Source organism: Soonwooa purpurea (assembly GCF_053891095.1).
This window is the reverse complement of the sequence record NZ_JBSSMA010000003.1, coordinates 214,095-239,296: the sequence shown is the minus strand read 5'-3', so window position 1 is coordinate 239,296 and position 25,202 is coordinate 214,095. Positions and strand designations below refer to the sequence as shown.

25 protein-coding genes and 1 other RNA gene are annotated in these 25,202 nt (G+C 35.1%); 15 read left to right on the top strand and 11 right to left on the bottom strand.

Annotation, left to right across the window (positions count from 1 at the left end):
• Positions 1–49: 49 nt before the first annotated feature.
• The 4 genes from ACVFVN_RS04595 to ACVFVN_RS04580 form a co-directional block, all read right to left on the bottom strand.
• A complete protein-coding gene (locus tag ACVFVN_RS04595; RefSeq protein ID WP_456234377.1) occupies positions 50–1,471 on the bottom strand; it encodes an anthranilate synthase component I family protein in 1,422 nt (473 codons plus the stop codon).
• A 234-nt stretch (positions 1,472–1,705) separates the two neighbouring features.
• Complete coding sequence (gene porT / locus ACVFVN_RS04590) at positions 1,706–2,494, bottom strand: type IX secretion/gliding motility protein PorT/SprT (protein WP_185670504.1); 789 nt, start codon at positions 2,492–2,494, stop codon at positions 1,706–1,708.
• 4 nt (positions 2,495–2,498) lie between these two features.
• Positions 2,499–3,224, bottom strand: a complete 726-nt coding sequence (gene ubiE, locus ACVFVN_RS04585) for a bifunctional demethylmenaquinone methyltransferase/2-methoxy-6-polyprenyl-1,4-benzoquinol methylase UbiE (RefSeq protein ID WP_165132037.1) — start codon at positions 3,222–3,224, stop codon at positions 2,499–2,501.
• Positions 3,225–3,256: 32 nt separating this feature from the next.
• The gene (locus ACVFVN_RS04580) at positions 3,257–3,829 is read right to left on the bottom strand and encodes a hypothetical protein (protein WP_456234376.1); all 573 of its coding nucleotides are present in this window, start codon (positions 3,827–3,829) and stop codon (positions 3,257–3,259) included.
• 204 nt (positions 3,830–4,033) lie between these two features.
• On the opposite strand from ACVFVN_RS04580, the gene ACVFVN_RS04575 reads away from it, so the two are divergent.
• Positions 4,034–5,113, top strand: coding sequence for a 3-oxoacyl-ACP synthase III family protein (locus ACVFVN_RS04575; protein WP_456234375.1), 1,080 nt, complete (start codon positions 4,034–4,036; stop codon positions 5,111–5,113).
• A gap of 94 nt (positions 5,114–5,207) precedes the next feature.
• A complete protein-coding gene (locus tag ACVFVN_RS04570; protein WP_456234374.1) occupies positions 5,208–6,416 on the top strand; it encodes a metallophosphoesterase in 1,209 nt (402 codons plus the stop codon).
• Between the two features lie 3 nt (positions 6,417–6,419).
• Here ACVFVN_RS04570 and ACVFVN_RS04565 read toward each other — a convergent pair whose 3' ends face one another.
• Together ACVFVN_RS04565 and ACVFVN_RS04560 are read right to left on the bottom strand one after the other, a co-directional pair.
• Positions 6,420–7,175: a polysaccharide deacetylase gene (locus ACVFVN_RS04565; protein WP_456234373.1), complete on the bottom strand. Its 756-nt coding sequence runs from the start codon at positions 7,173–7,175 to the stop codon at positions 6,420–6,422.
• A 19-nt stretch (positions 7,176–7,194) separates the two neighbouring features.
• The gene (locus tag ACVFVN_RS04560) at positions 7,195–8,157 is read right to left on the bottom strand and encodes an NAD-dependent epimerase/dehydratase family protein (protein ID WP_456234372.1); all 963 of its coding nucleotides are present in this window, start codon (positions 8,155–8,157) and stop codon (positions 7,195–7,197) included.
• Positions 8,158–8,321: 164 nt separating this feature from the next.
• Here ACVFVN_RS04560 and ACVFVN_RS04555 point away from each other — a divergent pair, with 164 nt between their 5' ends.
• From ACVFVN_RS04555 to ACVFVN_RS04545, 3 genes are all read left to right on the top strand, one after another.
• On the top strand, positions 8,322–9,137 hold the full coding sequence (locus ACVFVN_RS04555) for a sulfurtransferase (RefSeq protein WP_456234371.1): 816 nt from the start codon (positions 8,322–8,324) through the stop codon (positions 9,135–9,137).
• A 15-nt stretch (positions 9,138–9,152) separates the two neighbouring features.
• A complete protein-coding gene (locus ACVFVN_RS04550; RefSeq protein ID WP_456234370.1) occupies positions 9,153–10,181 on the top strand; it encodes a threonine aldolase family protein in 1,029 nt (342 codons plus the stop codon).
• 85 nt (positions 10,182–10,266) lie between these two features.
• Positions 10,267–11,145, top strand: coding sequence for a DUF808 domain-containing protein (locus tag ACVFVN_RS04545; protein WP_165132013.1), 879 nt, complete (start codon positions 10,267–10,269; stop codon positions 11,143–11,145).
• A 17-nt stretch (positions 11,146–11,162) separates the two neighbouring features.
• On the opposite strand, the gene ACVFVN_RS04540 is transcribed toward ACVFVN_RS04545, so the two are convergent.
• From ACVFVN_RS04540 to ACVFVN_RS04525, 4 genes are all read right to left on the bottom strand, one after another.
• Positions 11,163–11,699: a GNAT family N-acetyltransferase gene (locus ACVFVN_RS04540; RefSeq protein WP_456234369.1), complete on the bottom strand. Its 537-nt coding sequence runs from the start codon at positions 11,697–11,699 to the stop codon at positions 11,163–11,165.
• Between the two features lie 6 nt (positions 11,700–11,705).
• Positions 11,706–13,157, bottom strand: a complete 1,452-nt coding sequence (locus ACVFVN_RS04535; RefSeq protein WP_456234368.1) for an LptF/LptG family permease — start codon at positions 13,155–13,157, stop codon at positions 11,706–11,708.
• 95 nt (positions 13,158–13,252) lie between these two features.
• Complete coding sequence (locus tag ACVFVN_RS04530) at positions 13,253–13,897, bottom strand: LolA family protein (RefSeq protein WP_456234367.1); 645 nt, start codon at positions 13,895–13,897, stop codon at positions 13,253–13,255.
• A gap of 105 nt (positions 13,898–14,002) precedes the next feature.
• On the bottom strand, positions 14,003–14,827 hold the full coding sequence (locus ACVFVN_RS04525) for a GIN domain-containing protein (protein WP_456234366.1): 825 nt from the start codon (positions 14,825–14,827) through the stop codon (positions 14,003–14,005).
• A 140-nt stretch (positions 14,828–14,967) separates the two neighbouring features.
• Here ACVFVN_RS04525 and ACVFVN_RS04520 point away from each other — a divergent pair, with 140 nt between their 5' ends.
• From ACVFVN_RS04520 to ACVFVN_RS04495, 6 genes are all read left to right on the top strand, one after another.
• Positions 14,968–17,058, top strand: a complete 2,091-nt coding sequence (locus tag ACVFVN_RS04520) for an LTA synthase family protein (RefSeq protein WP_456234365.1) — start codon at positions 14,968–14,970, stop codon at positions 17,056–17,058.
• Positions 17,059–17,091: 33 nt separating this feature from the next.
• Positions 17,092–17,580, top strand: coding sequence for a DUF4920 domain-containing protein (locus ACVFVN_RS04515; RefSeq protein ID WP_165131995.1), 489 nt, complete (start codon positions 17,092–17,094; stop codon positions 17,578–17,580).
• A 142-nt stretch (positions 17,581–17,722) separates the two neighbouring features.
• Positions 17,723–18,559 carry a 1,4-dihydroxy-2-naphthoyl-CoA synthase gene (locus ACVFVN_RS04510; protein WP_165131992.1) on the top strand — a complete coding sequence of 279 codons (837 nt, stop codon included), beginning with the start codon at positions 17,723–17,725 and terminating at the stop codon, positions 18,557–18,559.
• An 80-nt stretch (positions 18,560–18,639) separates the two neighbouring features.
• Positions 18,640–19,569, top strand: coding sequence for a 1,4-dihydroxy-2-naphthoate octaprenyltransferase (gene menA / locus ACVFVN_RS04505; protein WP_456234364.1), 930 nt, complete (start codon positions 18,640–18,642; stop codon positions 19,567–19,569).
• A 6-nt stretch (positions 19,570–19,575) separates the two neighbouring features.
• Complete coding sequence (locus ACVFVN_RS04500) at positions 19,576–20,022, top strand: SRPBCC family protein (protein ID WP_165131987.1); 447 nt, start codon at positions 19,576–19,578, stop codon at positions 20,020–20,022.
• 31 nt (positions 20,023–20,053) lie between these two features.
• Positions 20,054–20,734, top strand: a complete 681-nt coding sequence (locus tag ACVFVN_RS04495; RefSeq protein WP_456234363.1) for a metal-dependent hydrolase — start codon at positions 20,054–20,056, stop codon at positions 20,732–20,734.
• A gap of 82 nt (positions 20,735–20,816) precedes the next feature.
• Here the strand turns inward: ACVFVN_RS04495 and ffs are convergent.
• Positions 20,817–20,914, bottom strand: an RNA gene (gene ffs, locus ACVFVN_RS04490) — signal recognition particle sRNA small type.
• A gap of 197 nt (positions 20,915–21,111) precedes the next feature.
• On the opposite strand from ffs, the gene ACVFVN_RS04485 reads away from it, so the two are divergent.
• Genes ACVFVN_RS04485 through ACVFVN_RS04470 form a run of 4 tightly spaced genes read left to right on the top strand, consistent with a single transcriptional unit; the run spans position 21,112 to position 25,136 of the window.
• Positions 21,112–21,699, top strand: a complete 588-nt coding sequence (locus tag ACVFVN_RS04485) for a DUF4199 domain-containing protein (RefSeq protein ID WP_456234362.1) — start codon at positions 21,112–21,114, stop codon at positions 21,697–21,699.
• 32 nt (positions 21,700–21,731) lie between these two features.
• Positions 21,732–22,682, top strand: a complete 951-nt coding sequence (locus tag ACVFVN_RS04480; RefSeq protein ID WP_456234361.1) for a glycosyltransferase family 2 protein — start codon at positions 21,732–21,734, stop codon at positions 22,680–22,682.
• 8 nt (positions 22,683–22,690) lie between these two features.
• On the top strand, positions 22,691–23,407 hold the full coding sequence (locus tag ACVFVN_RS04475; RefSeq protein WP_456234360.1) for a GIN domain-containing protein: 717 nt from the start codon (positions 22,691–22,693) through the stop codon (positions 23,405–23,407).
• Between the two features lie 13 nt (positions 23,408–23,420).
• Complete coding sequence (locus ACVFVN_RS04470; protein ID WP_456234359.1) at positions 23,421–25,136, top strand: phospho-sugar mutase; 1,716 nt, start codon at positions 23,421–23,423, stop codon at positions 25,134–25,136.
• Positions 25,137–25,202 lie beyond the last annotated feature (66 nt).

Sequence of the window (25,202 nt, the reverse complement as noted above, 5' to 3'; positions counted from 1 at the left end):
TTGTTGGTTGTATATTGTGTTGCATTCTCTTTATATGTTTATAGTCAAATTAACTCATTTTCGCTGCTTTTGCAATCGCTTTTTTCAAAGCACCTATTTTATTATTAACTTCTTGAAGTTCATTTTCTGCATTAGATTTAGCAACAATTCCTGCGCCCGCTTGATAAAATAACGTATTGTTTTTACTTAAAAAACTTCTAATCATAATCGCTTGGTTGCAGCTTCCGTCAAAGCCAACAAAACCGATGCACCCTGCATAAAAGCTTCTTGAAGTTTTCTCATGTTCGTCAATCAATTGCATGGCTCTGTATTTTGGTGCGCCACTCAAAGTTCCCTGTGGAAAGGTGATTGCAATCATTTCATAAGGATTTTGGTTTTCCGAAACATCCGCCACAACTTCCGAAACCATGTGAATAACGTGAGAAAAAAAATGAATTTCTTTCAATTTGGTTACCGTCGTATTTTTTCCGTGAATGCTCAAATCATTTCTTGCTAAATCTACTAACATCGTGTGTTCGGCATTTTCTTTGGGATCTTTTTTAAGCTCTTCGGCAGATTGTAAATCAAACTCGACATTTCCTGTTCGTTTGAAAGTCCCTGCAATGGGGTGAATAATGGCTTTTTTATTTTTAATAATCAATTGACTTTCTGGGCTGGAACCCATTAATTTGTAATCGCCATAATCGAAGAAAAATAAATAAGGAGAAGGATTAATATTTCGCAAAGCACGATAAACATTGAATTCGTCACCTCGGAATTTTTGCTCGAATCTTCTACTTAAAACCAATTGAAAAACATCGCCACGGAAACAGTGTTTTTTAGCAAATTCAACGGATTTAAGATATTCTTTGTCGGTAAGATTGGAAGTCTCATCACCAATACTTTCGAAAGGATAAACGGGTGCATTTTTTTGATGGATGATATTTTCGATACTTAAAAATTCGGATTTTAAGCCTTCAATTTTATTTTCAATGAGAAACATTTCGTCGTTATGATGGTTGATGGCGATGATGTATTGGTACAATCTGTAACGCAGCAACGAAATTTTGTTTTCCTCAGATTGCGTTTTGAACTGGATATTTTCAAAAAACGGAATCGCATCATAACTGGTATATCCAAAAAGCCCTTGCGCTTGTTTTCCTATTTCTAAATCAGGTGTTTCGCAAACAAAACAATCGGAAAATTCCTGCAAAAGAGTAGTTAGTTTTTGATTTTTAAGACTCACTTTTATGGGGTTTTCTAGAGGAAATTTGAGTTCAGCTTCATCGTAATTACAGATTTCGATTCCAGCAATGGCGTTTACACAAATGAATGAGAAAGAGTTTTCGGAGTTTTGATTTCCAGCGTTTTCGAGCAAAATGGTATCCCGAAATTGATCGCGCAATCGGAGGTAGATCCCGATAGGTGTGTGCAAGTCCGCAAGTTGAGATTTGATGTTGGTTTTAATATGGATTTTGTTGTTGATTTTCATTGTTCGTTACTGTATTTCCTTTGACCAACCCGCAATTTTCCATAAAAAAAGACTTCAACGGATTCGTCAAAGTCTTTGTGATTTTAATATTTTATTTCTATACTAAACAAAAAGCCGATAGCTTCAAGACCTTGACCAAGATTTTGAATGCCACCACCAGTTTTTGTTCATTGATAAATTCATGTGACAAATATAGAAATGAAATTTAATAAAACAATAAATTTATGAAAAATATTATTCAAATTTTAAAACAAACATGAAAGCTCTTGTGTTCATCGTAGAAATCCCAGCAGCCCAATATGGCGGTGTTTCTGGATTGTCCGCGACAATTTCGTTGTTCATGAAGAAGGTTCCACGGATGGCTGGTGTGAGCTTAAATCGGCTGAAATAAATCTGAATTCCTAGTTCTGCTGTCCAACCAAAATTATGCGATGTAGAACGGAAAATGTTTCTAGAATTGTCTTCTGTACTGGTTTCGTTTGATTGTAAATTCATCAAATAATTGACGCCTCCAGCGGCATAAGGTCTGGTGTTGTACCATCTATCACCATGAAATTCTAACAAAATAGGAACGTCAACATAAGTTGATTTAACTGTTTTTATTCGGTCTGTATCGGTCATCACAATCGGTGTGAAAGCTGGGAATTGTGTTGTTCCGCCTGCGTATTGATCATTGGATTGTGTGTTAAAAGTAAACTCTCTTTCTACAAAATGTAATCCTGGTTCTATGCGAAGATCCAAATAGTCGTTAAGACGCATTTTCCCGATAAGACCAGCTCCGAAGCTGAAAGCAGGTTTAACGTGTATTAAACTTTCTTGACCATTCATCCCATATCTTGGATCCAAAACCAGTTTTGAGTCAAAATTATTTGCAGCAAGGTAAAATCCCCAACTGAATTTTTGGGTGTCAAAATCTTCAAGATTATCGAGACGATCTGTTTTTCTAAAGATGTCTGTAAGTTGTGCGTTAGCCGTAAATCCAGTTAACAATGCGATGGCTACAAGATGTTTCAGTTTTGTCATCCTATTATTTTGTGGCTTTATAAATTGTCGCAATACCTAGGCTTAGCTTTTTGTATTCTACTTTTGAGAAGCCTGTTTGCAGCAATATGTTTTTCATTTTTTCACCAAAAGGAAAGGCGTTAACGGAGTCTGGCAAATAGGTGTAGGCTCTGTTATCTTTGGAAACCAATCTTCCGATAGCGGGTAAAATATTTTTAAAATAAAACATATAGAGTGGTCCCATAAATCCTTCAACTTTTGAAAACTCTAATATATAAACACTTTTGTTTTCTTTCACCACTCTTTTTAATTCTGCTAAACCTTTTTCAAGATTTTCAAAATTTCTAACACCAAAAGCAACTGTTACAGCATCGAAATTGTTATCCTCAAAAGGCAATCTTTCAGCATCGCCTTTCATCATGGATATTTTATCAGAAAGCTTTTGTTTCTTTACTTTTTCGATGCCCACATTCAACATTTGCTGAGAAAGATCTAGACCTGTTACGTGCGCCTGAGTGCCTTTTTGTACTGTAATGGCAAGATCACCCGTGCCTGTAGCAACGTCCAAAACAGTTTTGGGTTGGTCTTTATTTAACCATTTAACCAAAGTGTTTCGCCACAGCACATCAATTTTCATTGACAAAACATGATTCAGAAGATCATATTTTGGGGCAATGTTGTCGAACATATCTTCGACTTGACTTTTCTTGCTATTATCAGTATTATATGGTGTTACGTTATTATGATCCAAAATAAAAATATATAATTAAACGTGAATTTTGATTAAAACTTATAGTTTTCGTTGTAATAATTTATAAAATCTTGTTTTCTAAAGATTTTGGTACGGCTTTCTACTTTATCGATGTTTTTAATGACTTTATCATAATCTTCATCAATGTTAAAATAGAAATCTTCGTTGTAAAGTTTGTTTGACTTTTTAATGTCTCCAATAAAGTTTTTCCCATCGATAGTGGTATGTCCTTGTGACAAAATCAAAGAATCTTTGTCGCGGAAATAGCCATAATATTGTTTGAAAACATAATAGTCTTTGTGTGCAATATTCAGCATTCCGCGGTCTTTTATAACCTGAAAGCTAGAGTCGTATAGCATTTTTTTGTTTTGGTCAAAAACCTTGATGTCATTTTTGCCTTTATCTAAATTTATTTTTAGATATTGTCCAGAAGCTAATATTTTTTGCTCGCCATTGTTGATTCGGAAAAAATAAGTATCGGGCGTAGGATTGTCCACCAAATAATAATTAGGTTTAGCCAGAAATAAAAAATAAATTCCGAAAGAAGCTATAGCAGCTATAACAGCCAAGAGAAGGCCTTTCAGAGATGGGTTGTTTTTTAGCATTGTTTCTGATATTCAAATTGAAGCTTTGTCAAAAAGACAATATGCAAATTTAGTAATTATTTGCAAGAAAATAAGATGATAAATTCCGCTTTATTTAGTTATTAAAATCAGCCTACAAAAGCTAAAGTGGTATTTATCGGAATTCCTCACAACAAATTCAAAAAAATATGTAATTTTGTTTTTTTAATTATTCAAAAATCTTCGATGCCAAATACAGTTATTATAGGGTCTGGATGTTATGTACCAGAAAATGTTATTGACGGTTCCTACTTTATGGATTCAATTTTTTATGATGAAAATAACGAAAAAATTGATAAACCAAATTCTGAAGTTATCAGCAAGTTTGTTGATATCACAGAAATTGAAGAAAGGCGATACATCAATGCAGGCGAGTATAATTCGGATTTAGGTCTTCGTGCTGCAACTCAGGCAATAGAAGATGCTGGTGTGGACAAAGAATCTATTGATTATATTATCTATGCTACCAATTTTGGAGAAGTTGATGAGAAAGGCCTTCCCAATTTTATGCCTTCTTTAGCGGCTCGACTAAAGAATAAACTTGGCATTAAGAACAGAAATTGTATTAATTATGATATGATTTTTGGATGTCCAGGTTGGGTAGAAGCGTTAATCTTGTCCGATGTTTTATTAAAATCTGGTCGTGCTAAAACAATTTTGGTTGTAGGAGGTGAAACCTTAAGTCGTGTTACCGATCCTTTTGATAGAAACAAACTGATCTTTGCAGATGGTGCTGGAGCAGTCGTGGTAACAACTACAGAGGAAGAAAATGTTGGTATTATTGCGGATTCTACAATATGTGATAATGGTGAAGAATTGTGTTATTTGGAAAACGGAACATCTCTTAATTTAGAAGATGATCAAAGCAAATTATACATCCGTATGCGTGGGCGAAAAATCTACGAATATGCACTGAAAAATGTGCCAGATGCTATAAAAGCAACTATTGATAAAGCCAATCTGGACATTGCAGATATTGATAAAATCTTAATTCACCAGGCGAATGCCAAGATGGATTATGCGATGATTTCAAGATTGTTCAAACTATATGGTATTAAAGATTATGATCATGCTATTGCGCCGATGACTATTCAGAAATTCGGGAATTCTTCGGTGGCAACAGTTCCGACAATGTTTGATTTGATTAGAAAAGGCAAAATGGAAGGACAAAGTTTCACGCCTGGAAGCCATATTCTCTTCACTTCTGTTGGGGCTGGGATGAATATCAATTGCGTGGTATATCGCTTTCCAAAGGATAAAATTTAATTTATCTAAAATAAATATAAGTCAAAAAGGCACAGAGTAACAATTTGGTTTACTTTGTGCTTTTTGTTTGTGCTTATTTTAAAGTTGAAGCTTTATGATGAAAAACATTTTGGGAATCATTGCTTTTTTTGTTCTCATCGAATTTTATATTTATCAAGCGGTTCGTACCGTTGTTAGCAATACATGGGCACGTGCTGTCTATTGGGTGGTTACCGTTAGCATCTATGCGTTGTTAATTTTTCTTGTGACGCAGTTCGATAGGACAAATCGTAGTCCTATGCAAGTTAATCTCATTATGGGACTTATTTTGGTATTTGCAATCCCAAAACTTTTAACTTTCTTTTTCTTATTAATTGAAGATATTATTCGTTTGTTGAGATTTGGAGTTCAATCGTTTTCTTCTGGACAAACAGGACATTATCCGAGTCGTAGAAAATTTGTTAGCTTGATAGGTCTAGGTACTGCAGGAATAATGTCTTACGCTTTTTTGGATGGAATTATTTTCGGAAAATACCGCCATCGTGTTCGCAAAGTGAAATTAAAATTAAAAAATCTTCCCAAAAGTTTTAAAGCTTACAAAATTGTTCAAATCTCGGATGTACACAGCGGTACATTTCAAGATCCGTCGAAGTTGCAACATGCCATTGATTTAATTAATCAACACAAACCAGATTTAGTCCTATTTACGGGTGATATGGTGAATAATTATGCGGAAGAGTTTCAGCCGTTTATTAATTTATTTAAAAGCATCCAGGCAAAAGATGGCAAATTTTCTATACTTGGCAATCATGACTATGGTAAGTATGGTAAATTTAATTCTAAGGAAGAGGAATACCAAAATGTTCCTAAACTTATTCAATTTCAAAAAGAAGCAGGCTTCAGAGTGTTAAGAAATGAGCATCTTAGCATTGAAAAAAACGACGAAAAAATCTACCTTCTCGGTGTTGAAAACTGGGGCGAAAAACCATTTCCTCAATATGGCGATTTGGACAAAGCTTTAGAAAATGTACCAAGTGATGCTGTTAAAATTTTGATGTCGCATGATCCTACACATTTTGATTATGCCGTGAAAAACAATCCTAACTTTGTACACCTTACTTTGTCTGGTCATACACACGGCATGCAGTTTGGGGTCGATCTCAAAAATGTGAAATGGTCCCCCATAGAATATCGTTACAAAAAATGGATGGATCTTTATGAAAGTAATGGTCGCTATCTCTATGTTAATCGAGGTTTTGGTGTCATTGGCTATTCCGGAAGAGTGGGGATTTTACCAGAAATTACCTTGTTTGAATTAAGTTAAATTTTAAAACAAATAATCCTTCATTCGAGAAGTTGCTAGTTCATTTTCTGTCACAAAATCCAGGAAAGCAATCAATTTGTCCTCAAAACTTTTTCCAAGATTGTATTTTTTGTAAAAAGGAAATGCGTAAGGAAGTTCCTCTTTTTCAAAAAATTGCCATGCATTCATGTAAACTTGGACGTAATCTTCGTTTTGCAAAGTTTCCAAAATCATATTTTCATAAAACTTCTGAGGCGTTATTTGGAACACATAATCGTTGAAAGGTAATTGCGAATACGGTGACAAACTTTCTGGCACAATGACGAGGCTGTCATCATAATAAAGCTTTGTTTTATCCTTTTTTAAACGTCTAAAAATAAAACCAATATTGGAATGTTCGATATTCGAAACATAAGAAAAGTCCAAGCTTTTTATATCTTTATTAGGAAGTTTTAGGAGTTTTTGACGAAGGCCGCGGATTTTTTTTTGAAGTTCATCTTCAAGAATCTTTTTAGCAATTTCGATTTCGGAAGTTGTAGAACGAATGTTGTAAAAAGCCACTTCGTGTCCTGCCGTTGTTAGTTTTTTTAAAGTTTTCTTAAGGCGTTCTGCAATAGAAACATCAACAAAAAAAGTGACAAGAGTAGAATAGATGTCAAGGTTTTGAACAATGATTTCTATATTTTGTTCCAAAGATGCTATTAATGTTTCGTCATCAATTTCTGGATTGATACGGTCTTTTCCAAAAGGAATTGTAAGGTTAATACTTAGTAACAGCATCTTCAGAACAGGTTTTGACTTATTTAGCCAATTTTATTTTTAGGTTTTTAATCATATCTTTTGACATGCTTTCGATATCAAAATCATAACTAAGTCCCCAATCTTGTTTTGCTACAGAATCATCAATACTTGCTGGCCAAGAATCTGCAATCGCTTGACGGAAATCGGGTTCGTATTTAATAGTAAATTCAGGCATGATTTTTTTTATTTCTTCTGACAATTCTTTAGGATTGAAACTCATCCCGCCAAGATTATAAGAAGTTCTTACCCTAACTTGTTCTTTTGGTGCCGTCATCAATTTGATTGTTGCGTTTATCGCATCATCCATGTACAGCATTGGCATTTTCGTATCTTCTTTGATGAAGCTTGTGTAGCTACCGTTCTCTACCGCTTCGTAGAAAATTTCTACCGCATAATCTGTTGTTCCCCCGCCAGCCGGCGCTTTCCAAGAAATCAAACCTGGATAACGGATACTTCTGATGTCAACATTATATTTTTCAAAATAATATTCGCACCATTTTTCACCAGCCATTTTCGAAATTCCGTAGACTGTAGAAGGATTAAGAACCACCTCTTGTCCTACATTTTCTTTAGGAATACCTTTTCCAAAAACTGCGATGGAGCTTGGCCAAAATATTTTATTAATAACACCTTGTTTTGCCAATTCGCAAAGGTGGATAAGTGGTTCTAGGTTAAGTTTCCAGGCGAAAAGAGGTTGCTTTTCCGAAGTTCCGGATAGGAGAGAAGCTAAGTGGTACACCGTTGTAATTTGATGTTCTTTGATAAAGTCGGTCATTGCTTCAAAATTGGAAACGTCCAATCTTTCATAATGTCCCGCTTCGGTAATCCCTTCTTTCCATTTGTCTAGTCCAGATGCGAAGACATTTTCTTTGCCATAGAGTTCTACAAGTTTTAGGGTAAGTTCAGTGCCTATTTGTCCCAGAGCACCGGTGATAAGAATGCGTTCTGTAGCCGTGTTCATAATTACTTTTTAGTTATGACAAATCTAATTAAATTTTGTTGCTTTTCGAAATTTTTAAACCAAATAATCTAGCCCGACTGCGCTTGGAATCCTAAATAATTTTCAATATTTTATTTCGTGTAACGTCAATAAATACTTAATTTAGTTCTATAAAATTTTCACCCATGAAACCGATTTTAAGAATACCATGTTTTAATACAATAAAAGACAGTCCAGAACTCAGAATTTTTGATGTGAGAACAGGTTTAAATGCTTTTGAAAACTACGAAAAAGAACATCTCAAAAATGCTGTTTATGTGAGTCTAGATAGTGATTTAGCAGAAATTGGTAATTTTGAAAATGGTGGACGTCACCCTTTGCCAAGCCCAGAAAAATTTGCACAGACTTTAGGCGATTTGGGAATTTCGCCGCAATCACATGTTATTATTTATGATGATAAAAATGGCGGTAATGCCGCTGCGAGATTTTGGTGGATGCTAAAAGCTTTTGGTCACGAGAAAGTTCAGGTTTTGGATGGTGGACTTCAACGAGCTATTTCGGAAAATTTAGAAACCGAATCGGGAAATTTTAAATATCAAAAAAGCAATTATCCAATTACAGATTGGAAACTTCCACAAAAAAATATCGATGAAGTAGAAACAGCTACTTTGAAAAAAAATGCTGTAATCATCGATGTTCGCGAAGCACAACGCTATAACGGGATTACCGAACCTATCGATTTGGTGGCGGGGCATATTCCCAATGCGATTAACATTCCGTTTGCTGAAAATCTAGACGAGAATGGAAATTTTAAAACACCTGAAGAATTGCATGAAAAATATGAAAAGCTGTTCCACGATTTTTCTAAAGAAAATATTATTGTGCATTGTGGATCGGGTGTAACAGCTTGCCATACGCTGTTGGCGATGAACGAAGCTGGTTTTGAAATTCCAAATCTTTATGTCGGATCTTGGAGCGAATGGTCCAGAAACAAATTGTAGAACGATAAGATATCAATGAAATATTCTTTTAAAAATGATTATACAGAAGCTTGTCATCCTCGGATTTTGCAAGCCTTGATAGCTACTAACGATACACAGCAATTGGGCTATGGACAAGATGAATATTGCCAACAAGCTGCAAAATTGTTTCAGGAAAAAATAAAAAATGAAAATGCTGGCGTATATTTCGTAAGTGGCGGAACGCAGGCTAATTTGTTGGTGATTTCTTCTTTGTTAAAACCTTTTGAAAGCGTTATATCAGCGGATTTTGGACATATCCAAACCAACGAAACGGGCGCCATAGAAGCGGTTGGGCATAAGATTAATCTCATTCAAACTAAAGATGGAAAGATTACACCCAGCAATATACAAGTGGTTTTGGACAAACACCAAAACATTCCTCATCAGGTGCGACCAAAGCTGGTTTATATTTCAAATACCACCGAAATTGGAACACATTATTCTAAAACAGAATTGGAAAAGTTGTATCAATTTTGTCAATCCAAAAATCTTTATCTTTTTATTGATGGCGCTAGAATGTCACAAGCCATTGCGATTCCTGAGGCTGAATTAAGTTTGGAAATTATCGCGAAAAATTCTGATGTTTTTTATTTTGGAGGAACCAAAAATGGCGCTTTAATAGGCGAAGCGATTATTTTTAATAACGAAAAATTAAGCGAAGATTTTCCTTTTGTTATCAAACAAAAAGGTGCGATGTTGGCGAAAGGCAGATTGTTGGGCATTCAGTTTCTGGAGCTTTTGAAAGATGATTTGTATCTCGAATTGGGAAAACATGCCAATCGACAAACCCAAAAGATAAAGTCGGCTTTTGAAAAGAAAAATGTATCTTTTTTGACAAATTCTTTGAGCAATCAGATTTTTCCGATTCTTAAAAATGACCATATCAAAATTTTACAACACGAATTTGATTTTTATATCTGGCAACAGATTGATGCAGAACATTCTGCCATTCGGTTGATTTGCTCTTGGGCGACCACGGATGAAGTTGTTGGCCAATTAATCACAAACATTGAAAATCTGTAATGCTATTTCAAAAAATAATAGCGGTAATTGTTCAATTGTTTTTGAGCATTTAATATTTTTGCAGAATAAAATTTAATAAAAAATTATGGCTTCAGGCTTTTTTGCAATATTGGACGACCTTGCAGCACTCATGGATGATGTGGCTGTGGCAAGTAAGGTGGCGACACAAAAAACCGCAGGAATTCTGGGTGATGACCTCGCTGTTAATGCTGAAAAAGCGACAGGTTTTGAGTCTTCCCGCGAGATTCCTGTACTTTGGGCTATTACAAAAGGTTCGTTTCTCAACAAGTTGATAATTGTTCCGATTGCTTTGTTGCTGAATGCTTTTTTTCCAATTGTTATTAAATATGTATTAATTGCCGGAGGTTGTTATCTGGCTTTTGAGGGTATGGAAAAGATTTTTCATTTTCTGTTTCATAAAAAAGAAATTGAACAAACGGATAACAATATTACCGAAGTTCTTGAACATCAACTCCCAGAACAACAAGAAAAAGCAAAAATAAAAGCGGCAATTACCACAGATTTTATTTTGTCAATCGAGATTGTGATTATCGCGCTGGGAACGGTTTTAAAACAACCTCTGAATATCCAAATTGTAACGGTTTGTATTGTTTCTGTCTTGGCTACTGTCGGCGTTTATGGTATTGTTGCGCTGATTGTAAGGATGGATGACGCTGGATTCAAATTAATTGATAAATCCAACAACCGGGGTGTTTTTTCGAAAATAGGACATTTTTTGGTAAAACTTTTACCAGTCGTTATTAAGATATTGGGCGTTGTTGGGACGATAGCTTTGTTATTGGTTTCTGGTGGAATCTTCCTCCACAACATCGATTATTTCCATCATCTTTTTCCGAATGTTCCAGATATAATTAAAGAGTTTGGATTCGGTATTGTGGTGGGAACTGCTATGGTTTTGGTAATTACTTTAATTCAGAAAATTGTACAATTGGCTCGGAAATAAATGTATTTTAAATAGGATTAAGATGATTTTAAAAAATCTTCTTTTGTGATTTGATATACAAAATTAAGTTTTGAAGTTTCACCAAAATAAACAACTTCTTCTTCACCTATTTTTTGCGCGTCAAGTCGTTCAATAGAAATTTGAGAGCGCAAATTAGTTGCACCAATATGGAAGATAACTTTGTCAACAAACTGGAAAATATACGCCATCATCAACTTTTTGGCAGAATGGTTAATGCCTGTTCCCCAAAATTGGGTTCCGTAAAACGTATAACCGATTAAGATGCTTTTGTCTTCCGCATTATAATCATAAAACCTCGTGCTGCCTGCAACTTTTCCACTTTTCTTATCAATGATTTTAAAAGCACCGCCACTTTGCATAGCGCCTTGAAAAAAGTTTTCAAAAACTGCTCTTTTATAGCGGTCGGGATTGGGATGTTGCGCCCAAATTTCCTTTTCGCAAGCAACCGCATATATAGCTTCAACATCTTCTTTTGAAAGCGGTTCAAGGATTAAAATCTCATTTTCTAAACGGGTTTGCAACGAAAATTCCATACACAATTATTGATAACGTTGATGTTCTTTATTCTTTGAAAAACGCTGGGTAATTGGTTTTAATAAAGCTTTATATTTTTCAATATCAAATAGTTGAGAGTCGGTAAGTGCTTTGTAAGTCAACCAAATACTGAATGGGAACAATATGATATTCGGGAACCAAGTCGCTAAATAAGGATCGAGTTCGCCTTTCCAAGAAAGGTTTTCGACACTCAGGTTAATCACGTAGAAAATGATAAAAATAACAATGGCGATAACTACGGGAAGTCCCATGCCGCCTTTTCTAATAATGGAACCTAAGCTGGCGCCAATTAAAAAGAAAATAATACAAGTCACAGAGAAAGATATAATCCGTTGTTGATAGATGATAACTTTGTTTTTATATTTTTTCATTTCTAAAACTTGATCTTGCGACATTCGGTTGGTGTCTTTCAGATTGTTAAGTTTCGCATAGGCGTTATACAAAACTTCAAGTTTTTTATCTTGCTCTAATTTATCTGCGGTGAAATTGGGCGTTGCTTTGGTTTTATTTTTTTTATCATCAAGGTATGGCACATAAGCGTTGACCATCAACATGGACTGATTGGCAATGCTGTTAACGCTAATTTTGTTATTAGCATTTGTTTTCTCAAGAGTTTCGGCAACTTCCGCGTAACTTTGAAAACGATAATCATCTGTTATTCTTTCGTTTTCAATAGCTTGATTGATGAGTTCGCTGATATCGAAATGATAGACTAAAGTATCAAATTTTATAGCCTGATTGGGTTGATTAAGACGTTCCTGATAGGTTTTGTTGTTCATTTCATCTTCATAAACGTAACCATTGTAAAGGATTAACTTCAAATAATTAGGATCAACCGCTTTTGCAAAACGACCACTTTTAGAAATTACCGTTTGTTGATTTTCGTAAGAATTGGAGTTTTTATGAAGAAAAACACCTTCTAGGTTTTCACCATTTTCGCCCGTTATTTTATCAAATTTAACAGAGAATCCTGAGATTTGATCGATGAAAACACCCGGTGTAAAGTTAAGAGCTGGTTTGCTAGAAACAATGTTGAATAACATATTCTTCGCTTTCCTCTGAAAATCGGGGATAATATTATTGGAAAAGCCAAATAGCAACAACGAGAGAAAAGTTGCGGTGATGAACAAAGGCGCCATAACTCTTGTAAGGCTGATGCCTGCGGCTTTCATGGCTGCAAGTTCGTAGCGTTCGCCAAAATCACCAAAGGTCATAATCGACGAAAGTAGTATCGTAAGTGGCAATACCATCGACACAACGCTCGCACTCATGTAAAACAAAAATTTGATAATCTCCCAATAACTCAGGCCTTTACCTGTAAATTGCGACATCTGCACCCAAATGATGTTAACAATGAAGATAAAAAATAGGACACTAAAAATGAAAAAAAATGGCCCGAAAAAAGTTTTAATGATATATTGGTCTAACTTTTTCAAATGGAAAAATTATCTAATTTGGTTTCAAAAATACAGCAAAAAAGTCATAATGCGAAAGACATTATGACTTTTTATATTTTGGTTGAACTTAATAATTAAAGTTCTGTAATTAAATATTTGGCATATTTGGATTTATCAAAGCTAAAAATACCCGATGACAAATTTTGATTTTCTTTGTAATCGCTAATGTTAATAGTCGCGATTTGGTTGTTCGTTGCGATTTGCTCCAGTTTCACCAATTTTTTTTGTGGTGTGTTGACATAGAGATTAACCTGTTTCAGCCCATTGTCTTTTACTGGTGTCATTTTGATATAATCCAAAGATTTACCATTGACATTTTTCTTACCAACATAAGTTACATTGTAATCTTTTTTATAAGATTCTAGATAACTAAGTGGCGAAAACATGACGTCGTTATCATTAGGTTTTGCAATGGTTACTTCTTTGTCGCTATCATTGATGTTGTAAACTTTGCTACCGTCGAATATTTGTTCTATACCCATGATTTTAAGTTTGTACTTATCATCACTAGAATAAAAAATTCCTGTTTCTGCTTTGGTTACTTGTCCAGTTCCAGAACCGTAAGTAAATTTGAAGTAGGTGTTTTTTTTACTTTTATAATTTGACGTTACCGCATCCAAAATGCTTTGTGATTTTTGATCAATCTTTTGGGCAAACGAGATTCCAAACGTGAATAATGAAATCCCCAACAACGTCGTCTTTTCTAATATTTTTTTCATATTATTCTTTTCTAGTTCAATTTTTTAGATACTTTTTGTTTTTAGAAGTTAAATTCTAAATAGACAATTGTGTGCCAAATTTCAGAAATAAGACAAAAATTAGTTTTACTTAACGCTTACCGAGCCAGAACTGCTTTCTTTTACAGTGACATTCTTAAGGTCGCCACGTTTAAGAACAACTATGTCAGCACTTGATGAGGCGCTTCCAGTTACGGAATTTCTCACACCAACTTTTATGCCTCCTGATGATGAGGCTTGTAATGTTGCCGTGTCAGCTGTAAATTCTGCTGCTTCCAAATCACCAGAAGATGAGGCTTGACCTGACAAATTTTCCGAACGGCCTTTCATGCTTAATGTTCCAGAAGAAGAAACTTGTGCGACAACATTTTTCGCAATGACTTGACCATAAAAATCGGCGCTGCTATTGACTTGGATAGAAACATTAGCTGCGTCAAAATCGCCTTTTATCGTTGAAGAGCTGGACGCCTGGATATCAAATTTGTCAGATTTGAAGCTGTCTAGTACTTTAACTGTCGAACTAGAAGAAGTGGATAATTTAGAAAAATCTTTGGCATAGACTTTCACGCGAACACGGTTGGTGGAAAGGTTTCTCACGCCTTTTGCAACGCGGATAATGGCTGTGGATCCTTCTTGCGTTACTTCAATTTTGTCAATAATGTCAGATGGCGCGTTGACAACGATTTTTTCGGTGTTGGATTTTACAATTTCTACATCCAAAGAATTCGAGGTTTTAATTTCATCAAAATTGAAATTGAAAGTTTTGTCTATTAATGCACCTTTTCCTTCACTGCTTCCCAAGGAAAAACCGCCAACGCTGAACTCGGATTCGCCATTGGATTTTGAATAGTTACATGCGCTTAATGATAAGCTTAATACTAATAATACGAGGCAAATTTTATTTGTTTTCATGTGTAAATATTGTTTAATGATTTGTATTAATATATAGTTAGACAACCAGAATTGTCATTTTGTTACATCTAATATTTAAAATCTAATATTATTAATAAAATATTATCTTGCGAGGTCGAAAAACTATATTAAAATCTAACATGGATATCAAAAAACTGAAAGCATTTTTTTACCTCGGTGCGTTTTATCTTTTAATCTCATTTTTGTTGAGAATCGTCTTTATTTTTCATCCAATAACCACAAGTAGCTTTGGCTTTTTTGAGAGTATCGGTGTCATTCTACTTGGGATGATTAACGATATTTTCATTTTTTCTGTAGCTTCTGTTTTTTTGGTCATTTACTTTTTGTTTTTATCAAATTCTAAATATGATAAACCTTGGGGCTATATTATTTTTGGATTGTTGTTAGCATTTGCATTGTATATTGCATTTGTCCCCAATAATATTTTTAAACAATATGGCGGATCTGTAGCGGAAATTGCTTTAATTTTTGTGGGTTTAAAAACAATTCTTTTCGGATTATTACTTTTTGTTCCTAACCAGCGTGTGCGCTTCAGGAATATACTTTATTTTATCACACTTTTTTTGTATGTGTTTTTGATTATTCAAAATGCAGTAAGCGAGTATTTTTTCTGGAACGAGTTCGGGGTTCGATACAACTTTATCGCTGTAGATTATTTGATTTATACCAACGAGGTTATCGGAAATATTATGGAATCTTATCCTGTTGTTCCGTTGTTTTCGGTGATGATTTCCATAGCAATTCTGGTTACAATTTTCATTCATAATAGGACCAAATCCGAACTTTTAACACTTCCTAATTTTGTGCAGAAAATGCTTTTTGTAGCCACTTATATTGTGTTGTTTGGACTAAGTTTGTTCGTGATTGGTCAAATTAAAAAAATACATTATCAAAATACGTTTTCGGAAGAGATTAAAAGTAATGGCTTAGAAAAATTTTATACCGCTTTTAATACGAAATCGCTGGATTACGTACAATTTTATCCAAGTATGGGCGAGGCGCAAGCGCAAACTGAATTTTTAAAGCAATTTTCACCTTCAGAGCTTCGTCGTCCAGTGGTTTCTGATCATCCCGAACTTAGAAAAAACGTAGTGCTAATCTCTATAGAAAGTCTGTCTGCGGATTTTATGTCACATTACGGAAACCAAAATAATGTAACGCCATTTTTAGACAGTTTGGCCACCAAAAGTATGATGTTTACCAATCTTTATGCAACGGGGAATCGTACGGTTCGTGGGCTAGAAGCTTTGACATTATGCATCCCACCAACGGCTGGCGAAAGTGTGGTAAAAAGAATTGATAATAAAAATAAATTCACGACGGGATCGGTTTTCAAATCCAAAGATTATCAAGTCAAATATCTTTATGGTGGCGATTCTTATTTTGATAACATGAAAGATTTCTTTGGTGGAAACAATTATGATATTGTGGATCGCGCCGCTTTTAAACCAAATGAAATTACATTTGCTAATATTTGGGGCGTAAGTGATGAAGATATGGCTGAAAAAGCTGTCGAAACAATGAATAAAGAAGCTAAAGCTGGGAAACCATTTTTTAACCATTGGATGACCGTGAGTAATCACAGACCTTTTACCTATCCCGACGGAAGAATTGATATTCCGGGAACGGCAAAATCTCGTGATGGCGGCGTTAAATACACGGATTATTCGATTAAGAAGTTCTTCGAAATGGCGAAAAAGCAAGATTGGTACAAGAATACAATTTTCGTCATTGTGTCGGACCATTGCGCTTCTTCTGCTGGTAAAACAGAACTTCCGATGGATAAATATAGAATTCCTGCCATGATTTTCTCCGAAGGACTTATAGAAGCAAAACAGGTTAATACTTTGATGTCGCAGATAGATTTGATGCCGACTTTATTTGGTTTAATGAATTTCAATTATGAAAGTCAATTTTTAGGACAAGATATTTTTAAACCCAATTATCAGCCGCGTGCTTATATTGCAACCTACCAAGATTTAGGATTAATTAAGAATAATATTTTGACCATTATTTCACCAACTAAAAAAGTGAAGCAATATGATCTGAAACTTCAAAAAAATGATATTTCAGCGAATTTTAATCCGTATTTTGATGAAATTCCGAGAACTGAAATTGATGAAAAATTAAAGAACGAAACCATCGCAACCTACGAGAGCACGTCGCTTTGGCTAAAAAATAAGAAGTTAGATAAGACTGTTTCCAAATAATTTTTATTACATTTACAAAAATTTAACAAACGTATGAAAAATCTGTTGTTTTTATTGGGTTTAGGTCTTGGTGTTATGACATTCGCACAAGCGGGGCCTCCAGCTGGAGAAGCTAAAGTAGGAGAATTCTACGGAAAAGATGTTGAAACGAAAGTTGCGAAAAAAGCCATTTCGGTTTCTAATCTTAATAAAAAGTTAACCAAAGAGGCAAAAGTTGAAAACATTGCGGTAAAAGGAACGGTTACAGAAGTGTGTCCAAAAAAAGGATGTTGGGTAAAACTAAAATCAGATGAAGGCAAAGACTTTTTTGTAAAAATGAAAGATTATGCTTTCTTCGTGCCAGAAGCTTTAGTTGGAAAAACAGTTGTTATGGAAGGAAATGCTGAAAGCAAAACGACTTCTGTTAACGAATTAAAACATTATGCAGAAGATGCAAAAAAATCGCAAGAAGAAATTGATGCGATAAAAGAGCCAAAAACAGAAACACGCTTTTTAGCAAGTGCTATAAAAGTGGTAAAATAATCAACACCGACCAGTCACAATTATTATATTGTAAAGCGCCTTTTGACATCATGTCGGAGGCGCTTATTTTTTGTTGAGTGTCTGCATAATGTCATTGTCTAAGCCGTTAATTCTGCTTATCTTTACACCAAATTTTACTAAAATGATAGACTGGAAAACGGTTAAAGAATACGACGATATTACCTACAAAAAATGTGGTGGCGTAGCCAGAATTGCTTTTAACAGACCAGAGGTACGAAATGCCTTTCGTCCAAAAACGACTTCAGAACTCTATGATGCCTTTTTTGATGCTTCAGAAGATCCATCTATTGGCGTGGTATTGTTGTCTGGCGAAGGTCCAAGTCCTAAAGATGGCGGTTGGGCATTTTGTAGTGGTGGCGACCAAAAAGCACGTGGACAAAAAGGTTATGTGGGCGAAGATGGAAGACACCGTCTTAATATTTTGGAGGTCCAACGTTTGATTCGTTTTATGCCAAAGGTCGTTATTGCTGTTGTTCCGGGTTGGGCCGTTGGTGGCGGACACTCGCTGCATGTAGTTTGTGATTTAACTTTGGCTAGTGAAGAGCATGCTATTTTTAAACAAACCGATGCGGATGTTACCAGTTTTGATGGCGGTTATGGTTCTGCCTATTTAGCCAAAATGGTGGGGCAGAAAAAAGCCCGTGAAATTTTCTTTTTAGGTAGAAATTATTCTGCACAAGAAGCATTTGAAATGGGAATGGTTAACAAAGTTGTTCCTCATGCAGAGCTTGAAGATACAGCCTATGAGTGGGCACAAGAGATTCTTGGAAAATCTCCAATGTCTATCAGAATGCTGAAGTTTGCAATGAATCTTACAGATGACGGTATGGTTGGTCAACAAGTTTTCGCAGGCGAAGCAACCCGTTTGGCTTATATGACAGATGAGGCTAAAGAAGGTCGAAATGCGTTTTTGGAAAAACGCAAACCAGACTTCGGCGAAGATCAATGGATATCTTAAAAAGACTTAGAATTTAGAATGTAGAACGAAAAGATCTATTCTAACATTTTAAATCTAACATCTAATATCTAAAAAAATAAATGAAACATTGGATACAAGCAGCACGTCTGCGTACTTTACCACTTTCTCTCAGTGGAATTATTTTAGGTTCTTTTATTGCCAAATGGCGATTGTCTGAAGAAGGAGGTGTTTGGGATTGGAAGGTTTTTGCATTGGCACTTTTGGTGACTTTGTTGTATCAGATACTTTCCAATTTTGCTAATGATTATGGCGATGGCGTGAAGGGAACCGACCAATTGAGAATTAACGAAGCAGAATCCAGAGCGGTGGCTTCCGGGAAGATAACGCCAAAACAGATGAAAAACGCAGTCATTATAATGGCAATTTTATCATTTGTGGCAACTATTGCGCTTTTGTATGTCGCTTTTGTTCCTAGTTATATGAATGATTTTTACATTTTCATAGGATTAGGCATTGCCAGTATTTTGGCGGCCATTGGTTATACAGTTGGTAAAAAACCTTATGGTTACATGGGCTTGGGCGATATTTTCGTTTTTATATTTTTCGGATTGCTATCGGTTTGTGGTAGTTATTTTTTGTTTACCAAAAGTTTTAGTTGGGATATATTAATTCCAAGTGCTGCTATAGGAATGCTAAGTATGGCAGTACTCAATCTCAACAATATGCGCGATATGGAAAACGACGCAGCTTCAGGCAAAAAAACTTTGGCATTGAGACTTGGTTTTAAAAATGCAATGATTTACGAAATGTTATTGTTACAACTTCCTATCTTGTTGATTTTAACCTTTTTAATGATTAATGGTTTACAAGCTGCGGGTAATTATTATGCATTTATTGTTATGATTTTGTTGTTTCCATTTGCAGCTTTGCGACGAAAAATTATGCAAGTGAAAGCCCATGAAGAGCTTGATCCTTTTCTAAAACAAGTTGGAATTTTAACCTTTATGATGGCGGTTTTAACAGCTTTCGGACTTAATTTTTTTAAATAATTAAATATGCAAATCAAGGCTTTTGTGAATTGTCAAATGCTCATAAGAAAACCTATTGATGAGGTTTTTAACGCATTCATTGATCCAGAAATCACAACTGAATTTTGGTTCACAAAATCAAGTGGTCAACTAAAAGTGGGTGAAACCACAACTTGGACTTGGGAAATGTATAATGTTTCAACAGAAGTACAAACTCTGAAGATAATCCCCAATCAAAAGATTGAAACGCTTTGGGGAAATCCTGCAACACACGTAGATTATGACTTTATATCCATGAAAAACGGAACTTTGGTACAGATTAAAAGTTATGGTTATACCCAAGAAGGCGAGGAGTTATTGAATGTCATTAATGATAATACTGGCGGTTTTACAACGGTTTTGGACGCTTGCAAAGCTTGGTTAGAGCATGGTGTAAAACTTAATTTGATAGAAGATAAATTTCCATCGGAATAATTTTTAAAAATAAAATTTTAAAAGAAATAAAATGAAAATAAAATTCTTAGGACAAAACTGCTTTTTGTTCACACACAACGGAAAAACAATACTGAGCGATCCTTTCTATAACTTTCAAAAAAATAAAACAGGATTTGATGTTTTGTCGCAAAAGATTGATTATGTTTTGATTACACATGCGCATGGCGATCATACAGCCGACGTGGCAGAAGTTCTTGCAAATCATCCTGGAGTGACAGTTATTGGACAACCAGAGATTTGTGGATATTACAAACATGCTAACAATATTGATATTAACTTTGGAGGATCCGCGAAGATAGATGATCTTAAAATATCTATGGTGCCGGCAAGTCATACGAGCTCTTTCCCAGACGGAACTTATGGGGGGCTAGCAGCAGGATATATTTTCCGTTTGCCAGGCAAAAATCTTTATTTAGCAGGCGATACAGGCGTTTCTGCAGAGATGGCAATTTTCCCGAAAGTATTCGGAAAGTTGGATGTTTCTATTCTTCCGATTGGTCGTCATTACACGATGTGTCCAAGAAAAGCGGCTTTTGCTGCGAAAGAATTGTTGCTAACGCCTAAAGTTATTGGTTGTCATTTCGATACATTTGAGCCGATCAAAATTAATCATGACAATGCCAAGAAACATTTTGCAGATGCAGGAATTGATTTTGTTTTACCAGAATTAGGAGAGGAATTTGAATTTTAAAAAAAATAAGAGATTTTAAAATTTATTTTTCATTTTAAAATCTCTTATTTCTTAAAGAAAATACGAAACGTATAGACACAAAAAATGGCAAGCTACCTACATCACACCGCTACAACCGTTTACCTTTGCTGCGTTCCCACCCTGGAGGATTCACAGGAGCTGGTTGTGTAGGACTTGCCGGTGCAAATATAGAAATTATTTATGAATTTGGAAGAACGATGATAGAAAAATCAGAAAAGACCGTTTTTTTTAAGGCTAATAGCTTGATTTTTAATTTGAAAAAAAATGGATAATTTTTTATTTTAATAAATATATTTAGCTTTTAAATTATAAAAACAAGTCTTTTTATTATCAATTTTCCCACACTTAAGAAAATTATGACGAAAAATCCAGTTATTATTGGTTTAGTTTTATACGGAATAACGATGTTGTTGTTCTTTGGCGTATATTATTTTTTTGCAAATGCTAATTATTGGGATACCAGTATGAAAATCAATGCATTTGGTTTAACATTCATTTATGGTATAACGGCTTTTATATCCACTTATCGGTTGAGAAAAGGCACAAGAATAACTTATCCGCAAGCCTTCAAACAATCTTTTGTAACATTATTTGTAGGTGGCTTTTTGTCCATGGCAAGCATGTTTTTGTTTCTCAATTATGTTGATACTAGCGCAAGAGATTTGCTGAATTATCAATATATACAGACGGAACTTAACAATCTTGAAGAAGCTTATCAAAAACAAAAAATTGATGCAACTCATCACAAAGATCCCAATGTAGTTATGGATTTGGAGAAAAGTTACAAAGAAGCAAAAGAGGCTAGAGAAATTGCTTTAAAGGAAAAACGAAACTATTTTTCGTTAGAATTTTTAGGAAAACTCTTTGGGGGCATCTTATTATTTTATTTACTTTTGTCTATCATTATTGCTGCGTTTTTGAAAAACAAAAAACGTTACGAATAATTTGCTGATTATAAACTGATTAAAGATTTTAAATGAATCTATCCATAGTAGTTCCACTTCTTAATGAAGAAGAATCCATAGAAGAATTATTCAACCGAATTGATGCTGTTTGCCGACAGCATCAGTTATCTTATGAAGTCTGGTTTGTTGATGACGGCAGTACAGATTTGTCATGGAGTATTATCGAAAATTTAAAAGTACAATATCCACAAATTCATGGGATAAAATTCTCTCGCAACTATGGGAAATCTCAAGCTTTGCATGCTGCTTTTGAGAAAGTTAAGGGTGAAGTTGTCATTACAATGGATGCTGATTTGCAAGATTTTCCAGAAGAAATTCCAGAACTTTACGATATGGTTCTTAAAGACGATTACGACATCGTTTCGGGTTGGAAAAAGAAACGTTTTGATAACGTTATGACAAAGAATCTTCCATCAAAAATCTTTAATGGTGCCGCCAGAAAACTTTCGGGCGTTTATCTTCACGATTTCAATTGCGGTTTAAAGGCTTATAAAAAACAAGTTGTAAAATCGATTGATGTCTATGGTGATATGCACCGATATATTCCGGTTTTGGCTGCCAATGCTGGATTCCGACGAATTACCGAAAAACCAGTGCAACATCAGGCAAGACCTTACGGCACATCAAAATTCGGGACGGAACGTTTTATTCGTGGCTTTCTGGATCTCGTAACGCTTTGGTTTGTAAGTCGTTTTGGTGGTCGACCGATGCATTTTTTCGGAGCAGCAGGAACGCTGATGTTTATCATTGGATTTTTGTCGGCACTTTGGCTAGGAATTTCTAAATTGATAGATGTTTCCAAAGGAGTTTATGGTCATCTTATAGCGCTTAATCCTTGGTTTTATATCGCATTAACCATGATGATTCTTGGGACTTTGCTATTTGTTGCAGGTTTCCTTGGCGAGATGATTATCAGAACCAAAAGAGAGCACAAAAATTATAATATAGAAGAGGTGATTTAATTTTAAAAATGAACAAATTCATGAAAAATTTTGTCGTTTTAATGTTGTCAATGTTAATATTGACATCGTGCGGAAATATTGAACCGAAAGGTGATATTGTTGCAAAAGATGTGGAATTGTCGGAGTTTGACAAATTGGATGCAAAAGGTAAATTCAGACTTTTTTATGTGGAAAGCCCTCACAATTTTGTAACTGTTGAGACCACACCCAATTTTTTTGATAATTTAGAAATCAATGTTTCTAATAAAGTTCTGAATATCAAAGAAAAACGTCCTACGGAAAAAATCGGTTTTTATAATTTAACCATTTATGGAAAGCATGCTTTTGACGATGTTAAACTTGCTGATTCTGTAGAACTTAACATATCGAGCCAAATGAAAGTGAATGATTTTAAACTCACACTCCAAGACCAATCCAAATTCATAGGAGCAGTTATTTCGCAGAAAGCTTGGGTTAATATGACCCAAAAAAGCCGCGCCAATCTTTTAGGAAAATCAGATTTAGCTTATGTGAAAACGGCTGATACAGCCAGTATTATTTCGCCTTATTGGTTTGTTAATAGTCTAGAATTGGACGCGAAAAATAATACTTATACAGAAGTAAATGTCGATGAAGAAATAAAAGGAAGCGTGACCGATACCAGCAAATTGGTATATTACGGCAATCCTTCAAAAAAAATAAAAGTGACCGAAAAGGCAACTATGCAAAATAAAGTTCTAAACTAAAACATAATAACAGATGACAACATTAGAAAAAGCACAATTGTGGCTAACAGATATATTTGACGCAGAAACAAGAGAGAAAGTACAAGAACTTATCGATGCGAACGCGTCAGATTTAGAAGATTCTTTTTACCGAGAACTCGAATTTGGTACTGGTGGAATGCGCGGAATAATGGGCGTTGGGACCAATCGTCTTAACAAATATACGCTAGGGCAAGCGACGCAAGGTTTGGCAAATTACCTTCACCAGCAGTTTCCGAATCAAGACATAAAAGTGGCTATCGCGTATGACGTTCGTAACAATTCAAAGGAGTTCGGGAAACTGGTAGCGGATGTTTTGACTGCCAACGGCATCAAGGTTTTACTATTCAAAAATCACAGACCAACGCCAGAATTGTCTTTCACTGTTCGTGATAAAAAATGTAATGCAGGAATTGTGTTGACGGCTTCTCATAATCCACCAGAATACAATGGTTATAAAGTCTATTGGAATGATGGTGCGCAAGTGGTTCCGCCAGATGATGAGAATATTATCAAAGAAGTTTATGCAACGCAGTTTGATCAAATTAAATTTAATGGAAACGATGATTTAATAGAATGGATTGGTGAAGAGCAAGACGATGTTTATATCGATGCTTGTATGCAAAACTCGCTGTATCAAAATATTGGTCGCGACAATCTGAATATTGTTTTCACTTCTATTCATGGAACAACTTACACAACCATTCCGAAAGCCTTGAAAAAAGCGGGTTTTACAAAAGTTGATTTGGTGACAGAGCAGATGATTCCGAGTGGAAATTTCCCAACGGTGGAATCTCCGAATCCAGAAGAACCAGCAGCCTTGGAAATGGCAATGGATTTAGCAAAAATTACCAATGGCGATATCGTGATTGGTTGCGATCCAGACGGTGATAGATTGGGAATTGCCGTACGAAATTTAGATAATGAAATTCAATTATTAAACGGAAACCAAACCAATACAATTCTCACGTATTATATCTTAGATCAATGGAAAAAACAAGGGAAAATTACGGGAAAAGAATTCATAGGTTCTACGATTGTTACTTCTGATATTTTCTTTGATATCGCTCAAAAATTCGGGGTTGATTGCAAAGTTGGTCTTACAGGTTTCAAATGGATTGGTAAGATGATTCGCGATTTCGAAGGCAAAGAAAAATTTGTTTGTGGAGGCGAGGAGAGTTTTGGATTTATGACAGGAGATTTCGTTCGCGACAAAGATTCTTGTGGTTCTATTTTGTTAGCTTGCGAGATCGCAGCTTGGTGCAAAGCCAATGGTAAAACGATGTATCAATATATGATCGAGATTTACCAAGACTTAGGCTTGTATTTCGAAGGTCTTGTTAACGTTGTTAGAAAAGGGCGCGAAGGTGCAGAGGAAATTCAGAATATGATGAAAAACTTCCGCGAAAATCCACCGAAAGAAATTGCAGGTTCATTGGTTGAAGAAATTAAAGATTTTAAAGAGCAAACTTGTTTTGTCGTTTCCAAAAACGCGAAAAACGTGATGGATGACATTCCAAAATCCAATGTTTTGATATACTATACACAAGACGGAACGAAAGTTTGTGTACGACCTTCCGGGACAGAACCTAAGATTAAATTCTATGTTTCTGTGAAAGACAGCATCAGTTCAGAAGCAGATTTTGTAGAAAAGCTTCCACGATTAGAAGCAAAGATTGACGCCGTAAAATCGAGCTTAAATCTCAATTAATATCAAATTCGGGATTTTTTTGAAGTCCCGAATTTTTGTTTTTTATAACTTTATAATTGGAAAATT

What these genes read in the sequence shown, in the direction of transcription:
- ACVFVN_RS04595 (WP_456234377.1), bottom strand. Translation starts at nt 1,471, where the DNA reads ATGAAAATCAACAACAAAATCCATATTAAAACCAACATCAAATCTCAA.
- porT (WP_185670504.1), bottom strand. Translation starts at nt 2,494, where the DNA reads ATGACAAAACTGAAACATCTTGTAGCCATCGCATTGTTAACTGGATTT.
- ACVFVN_RS04580 (WP_456234376.1), bottom strand. Translation starts at nt 3,829, where the DNA reads ATGCTAAAAAACAACCCATCTCTGAAAGGCCTTCTCTTGGCTGTTATA.
- ACVFVN_RS04575 (WP_456234375.1), top strand. Translation starts at nt 4,034, where the DNA reads ATGCCAAATACAGTTATTATAGGGTCTGGATGTTATGTACCAGAAAAT.
- ACVFVN_RS04570 (WP_456234374.1), top strand. Translation starts at nt 5,208, where the DNA reads ATGATGAAAAACATTTTGGGAATCATTGCTTTTTTTGTTCTCATCGAA.
- ACVFVN_RS04565 (WP_456234373.1), bottom strand. Translation starts at nt 7,175, where the DNA reads ATGCTGTTACTAAGTATTAACCTTACAATTCCTTTTGGAAAAGACCGT.
- ACVFVN_RS04560 (WP_456234372.1), bottom strand. Translation starts at nt 8,157, where the DNA reads ATGAACACGGCTACAGAACGCATTCTTATCACCGGTGCTCTGGGACAA.
- ACVFVN_RS04555 (WP_456234371.1), top strand. Translation starts at nt 8,322, where the DNA reads ATGAAACCGATTTTAAGAATACCATGTTTTAATACAATAAAAGACAGT.
- ACVFVN_RS04550 (WP_456234370.1), top strand. Translation starts at nt 9,153, where the DNA reads ATGAAATATTCTTTTAAAAATGATTATACAGAAGCTTGTCATCCTCGG.
- ACVFVN_RS04545 (WP_165132013.1), top strand. Translation starts at nt 10,267, where the DNA reads ATGGCTTCAGGCTTTTTTGCAATATTGGACGACCTTGCAGCACTCATG.
- ACVFVN_RS04540 (WP_456234369.1), bottom strand. Translation starts at nt 11,699, where the DNA reads ATGGAATTTTCGTTGCAAACCCGTTTAGAAAATGAGATTTTAATCCTT.
- ACVFVN_RS04530 (WP_456234367.1), bottom strand. Translation starts at nt 13,897, where the DNA reads ATGAAAAAAATATTAGAAAAGACGACGTTGTTGGGGATTTCATTATTC.
- ACVFVN_RS04525 (WP_456234366.1), bottom strand. Translation starts at nt 14,827, where the DNA reads ATGAAAACAAATAAAATTTGCCTCGTATTATTAGTATTAAGCTTATCA.
- ACVFVN_RS04520 (WP_456234365.1), top strand. Translation starts at nt 14,968, where the DNA reads ATGGATATCAAAAAACTGAAAGCATTTTTTTACCTCGGTGCGTTTTAT.
- ACVFVN_RS04515 (WP_165131995.1), top strand. Translation starts at nt 17,092, where the DNA reads ATGAAAAATCTGTTGTTTTTATTGGGTTTAGGTCTTGGTGTTATGACA.
- ACVFVN_RS04510 (WP_165131992.1), top strand. Translation starts at nt 17,723, where the DNA reads ATGATAGACTGGAAAACGGTTAAAGAATACGACGATATTACCTACAAA.
- menA (WP_456234364.1), top strand. Translation starts at nt 18,640, where the DNA reads ATGAAACATTGGATACAAGCAGCACGTCTGCGTACTTTACCACTTTCT.
- ACVFVN_RS04500 (WP_165131987.1), top strand. Translation starts at nt 19,576, where the DNA reads ATGCAAATCAAGGCTTTTGTGAATTGTCAAATGCTCATAAGAAAACCT.
- ACVFVN_RS04495 (WP_456234363.1), top strand. Translation starts at nt 20,054, where the DNA reads ATGAAAATAAAATTCTTAGGACAAAACTGCTTTTTGTTCACACACAAC.
- ACVFVN_RS04485 (WP_456234362.1), top strand. Translation starts at nt 21,112, where the DNA reads ATGACGAAAAATCCAGTTATTATTGGTTTAGTTTTATACGGAATAACG.
- ACVFVN_RS04480 (WP_456234361.1), top strand. Translation starts at nt 21,732, where the DNA reads ATGAATCTATCCATAGTAGTTCCACTTCTTAATGAAGAAGAATCCATA.
- ACVFVN_RS04475 (WP_456234360.1), top strand. Translation starts at nt 22,691, where the DNA reads ATGAACAAATTCATGAAAAATTTTGTCGTTTTAATGTTGTCAATGTTA.
- ACVFVN_RS04470 (WP_456234359.1), top strand. Translation starts at nt 23,421, where the DNA reads ATGACAACATTAGAAAAAGCACAATTGTGGCTAACAGATATATTTGAC.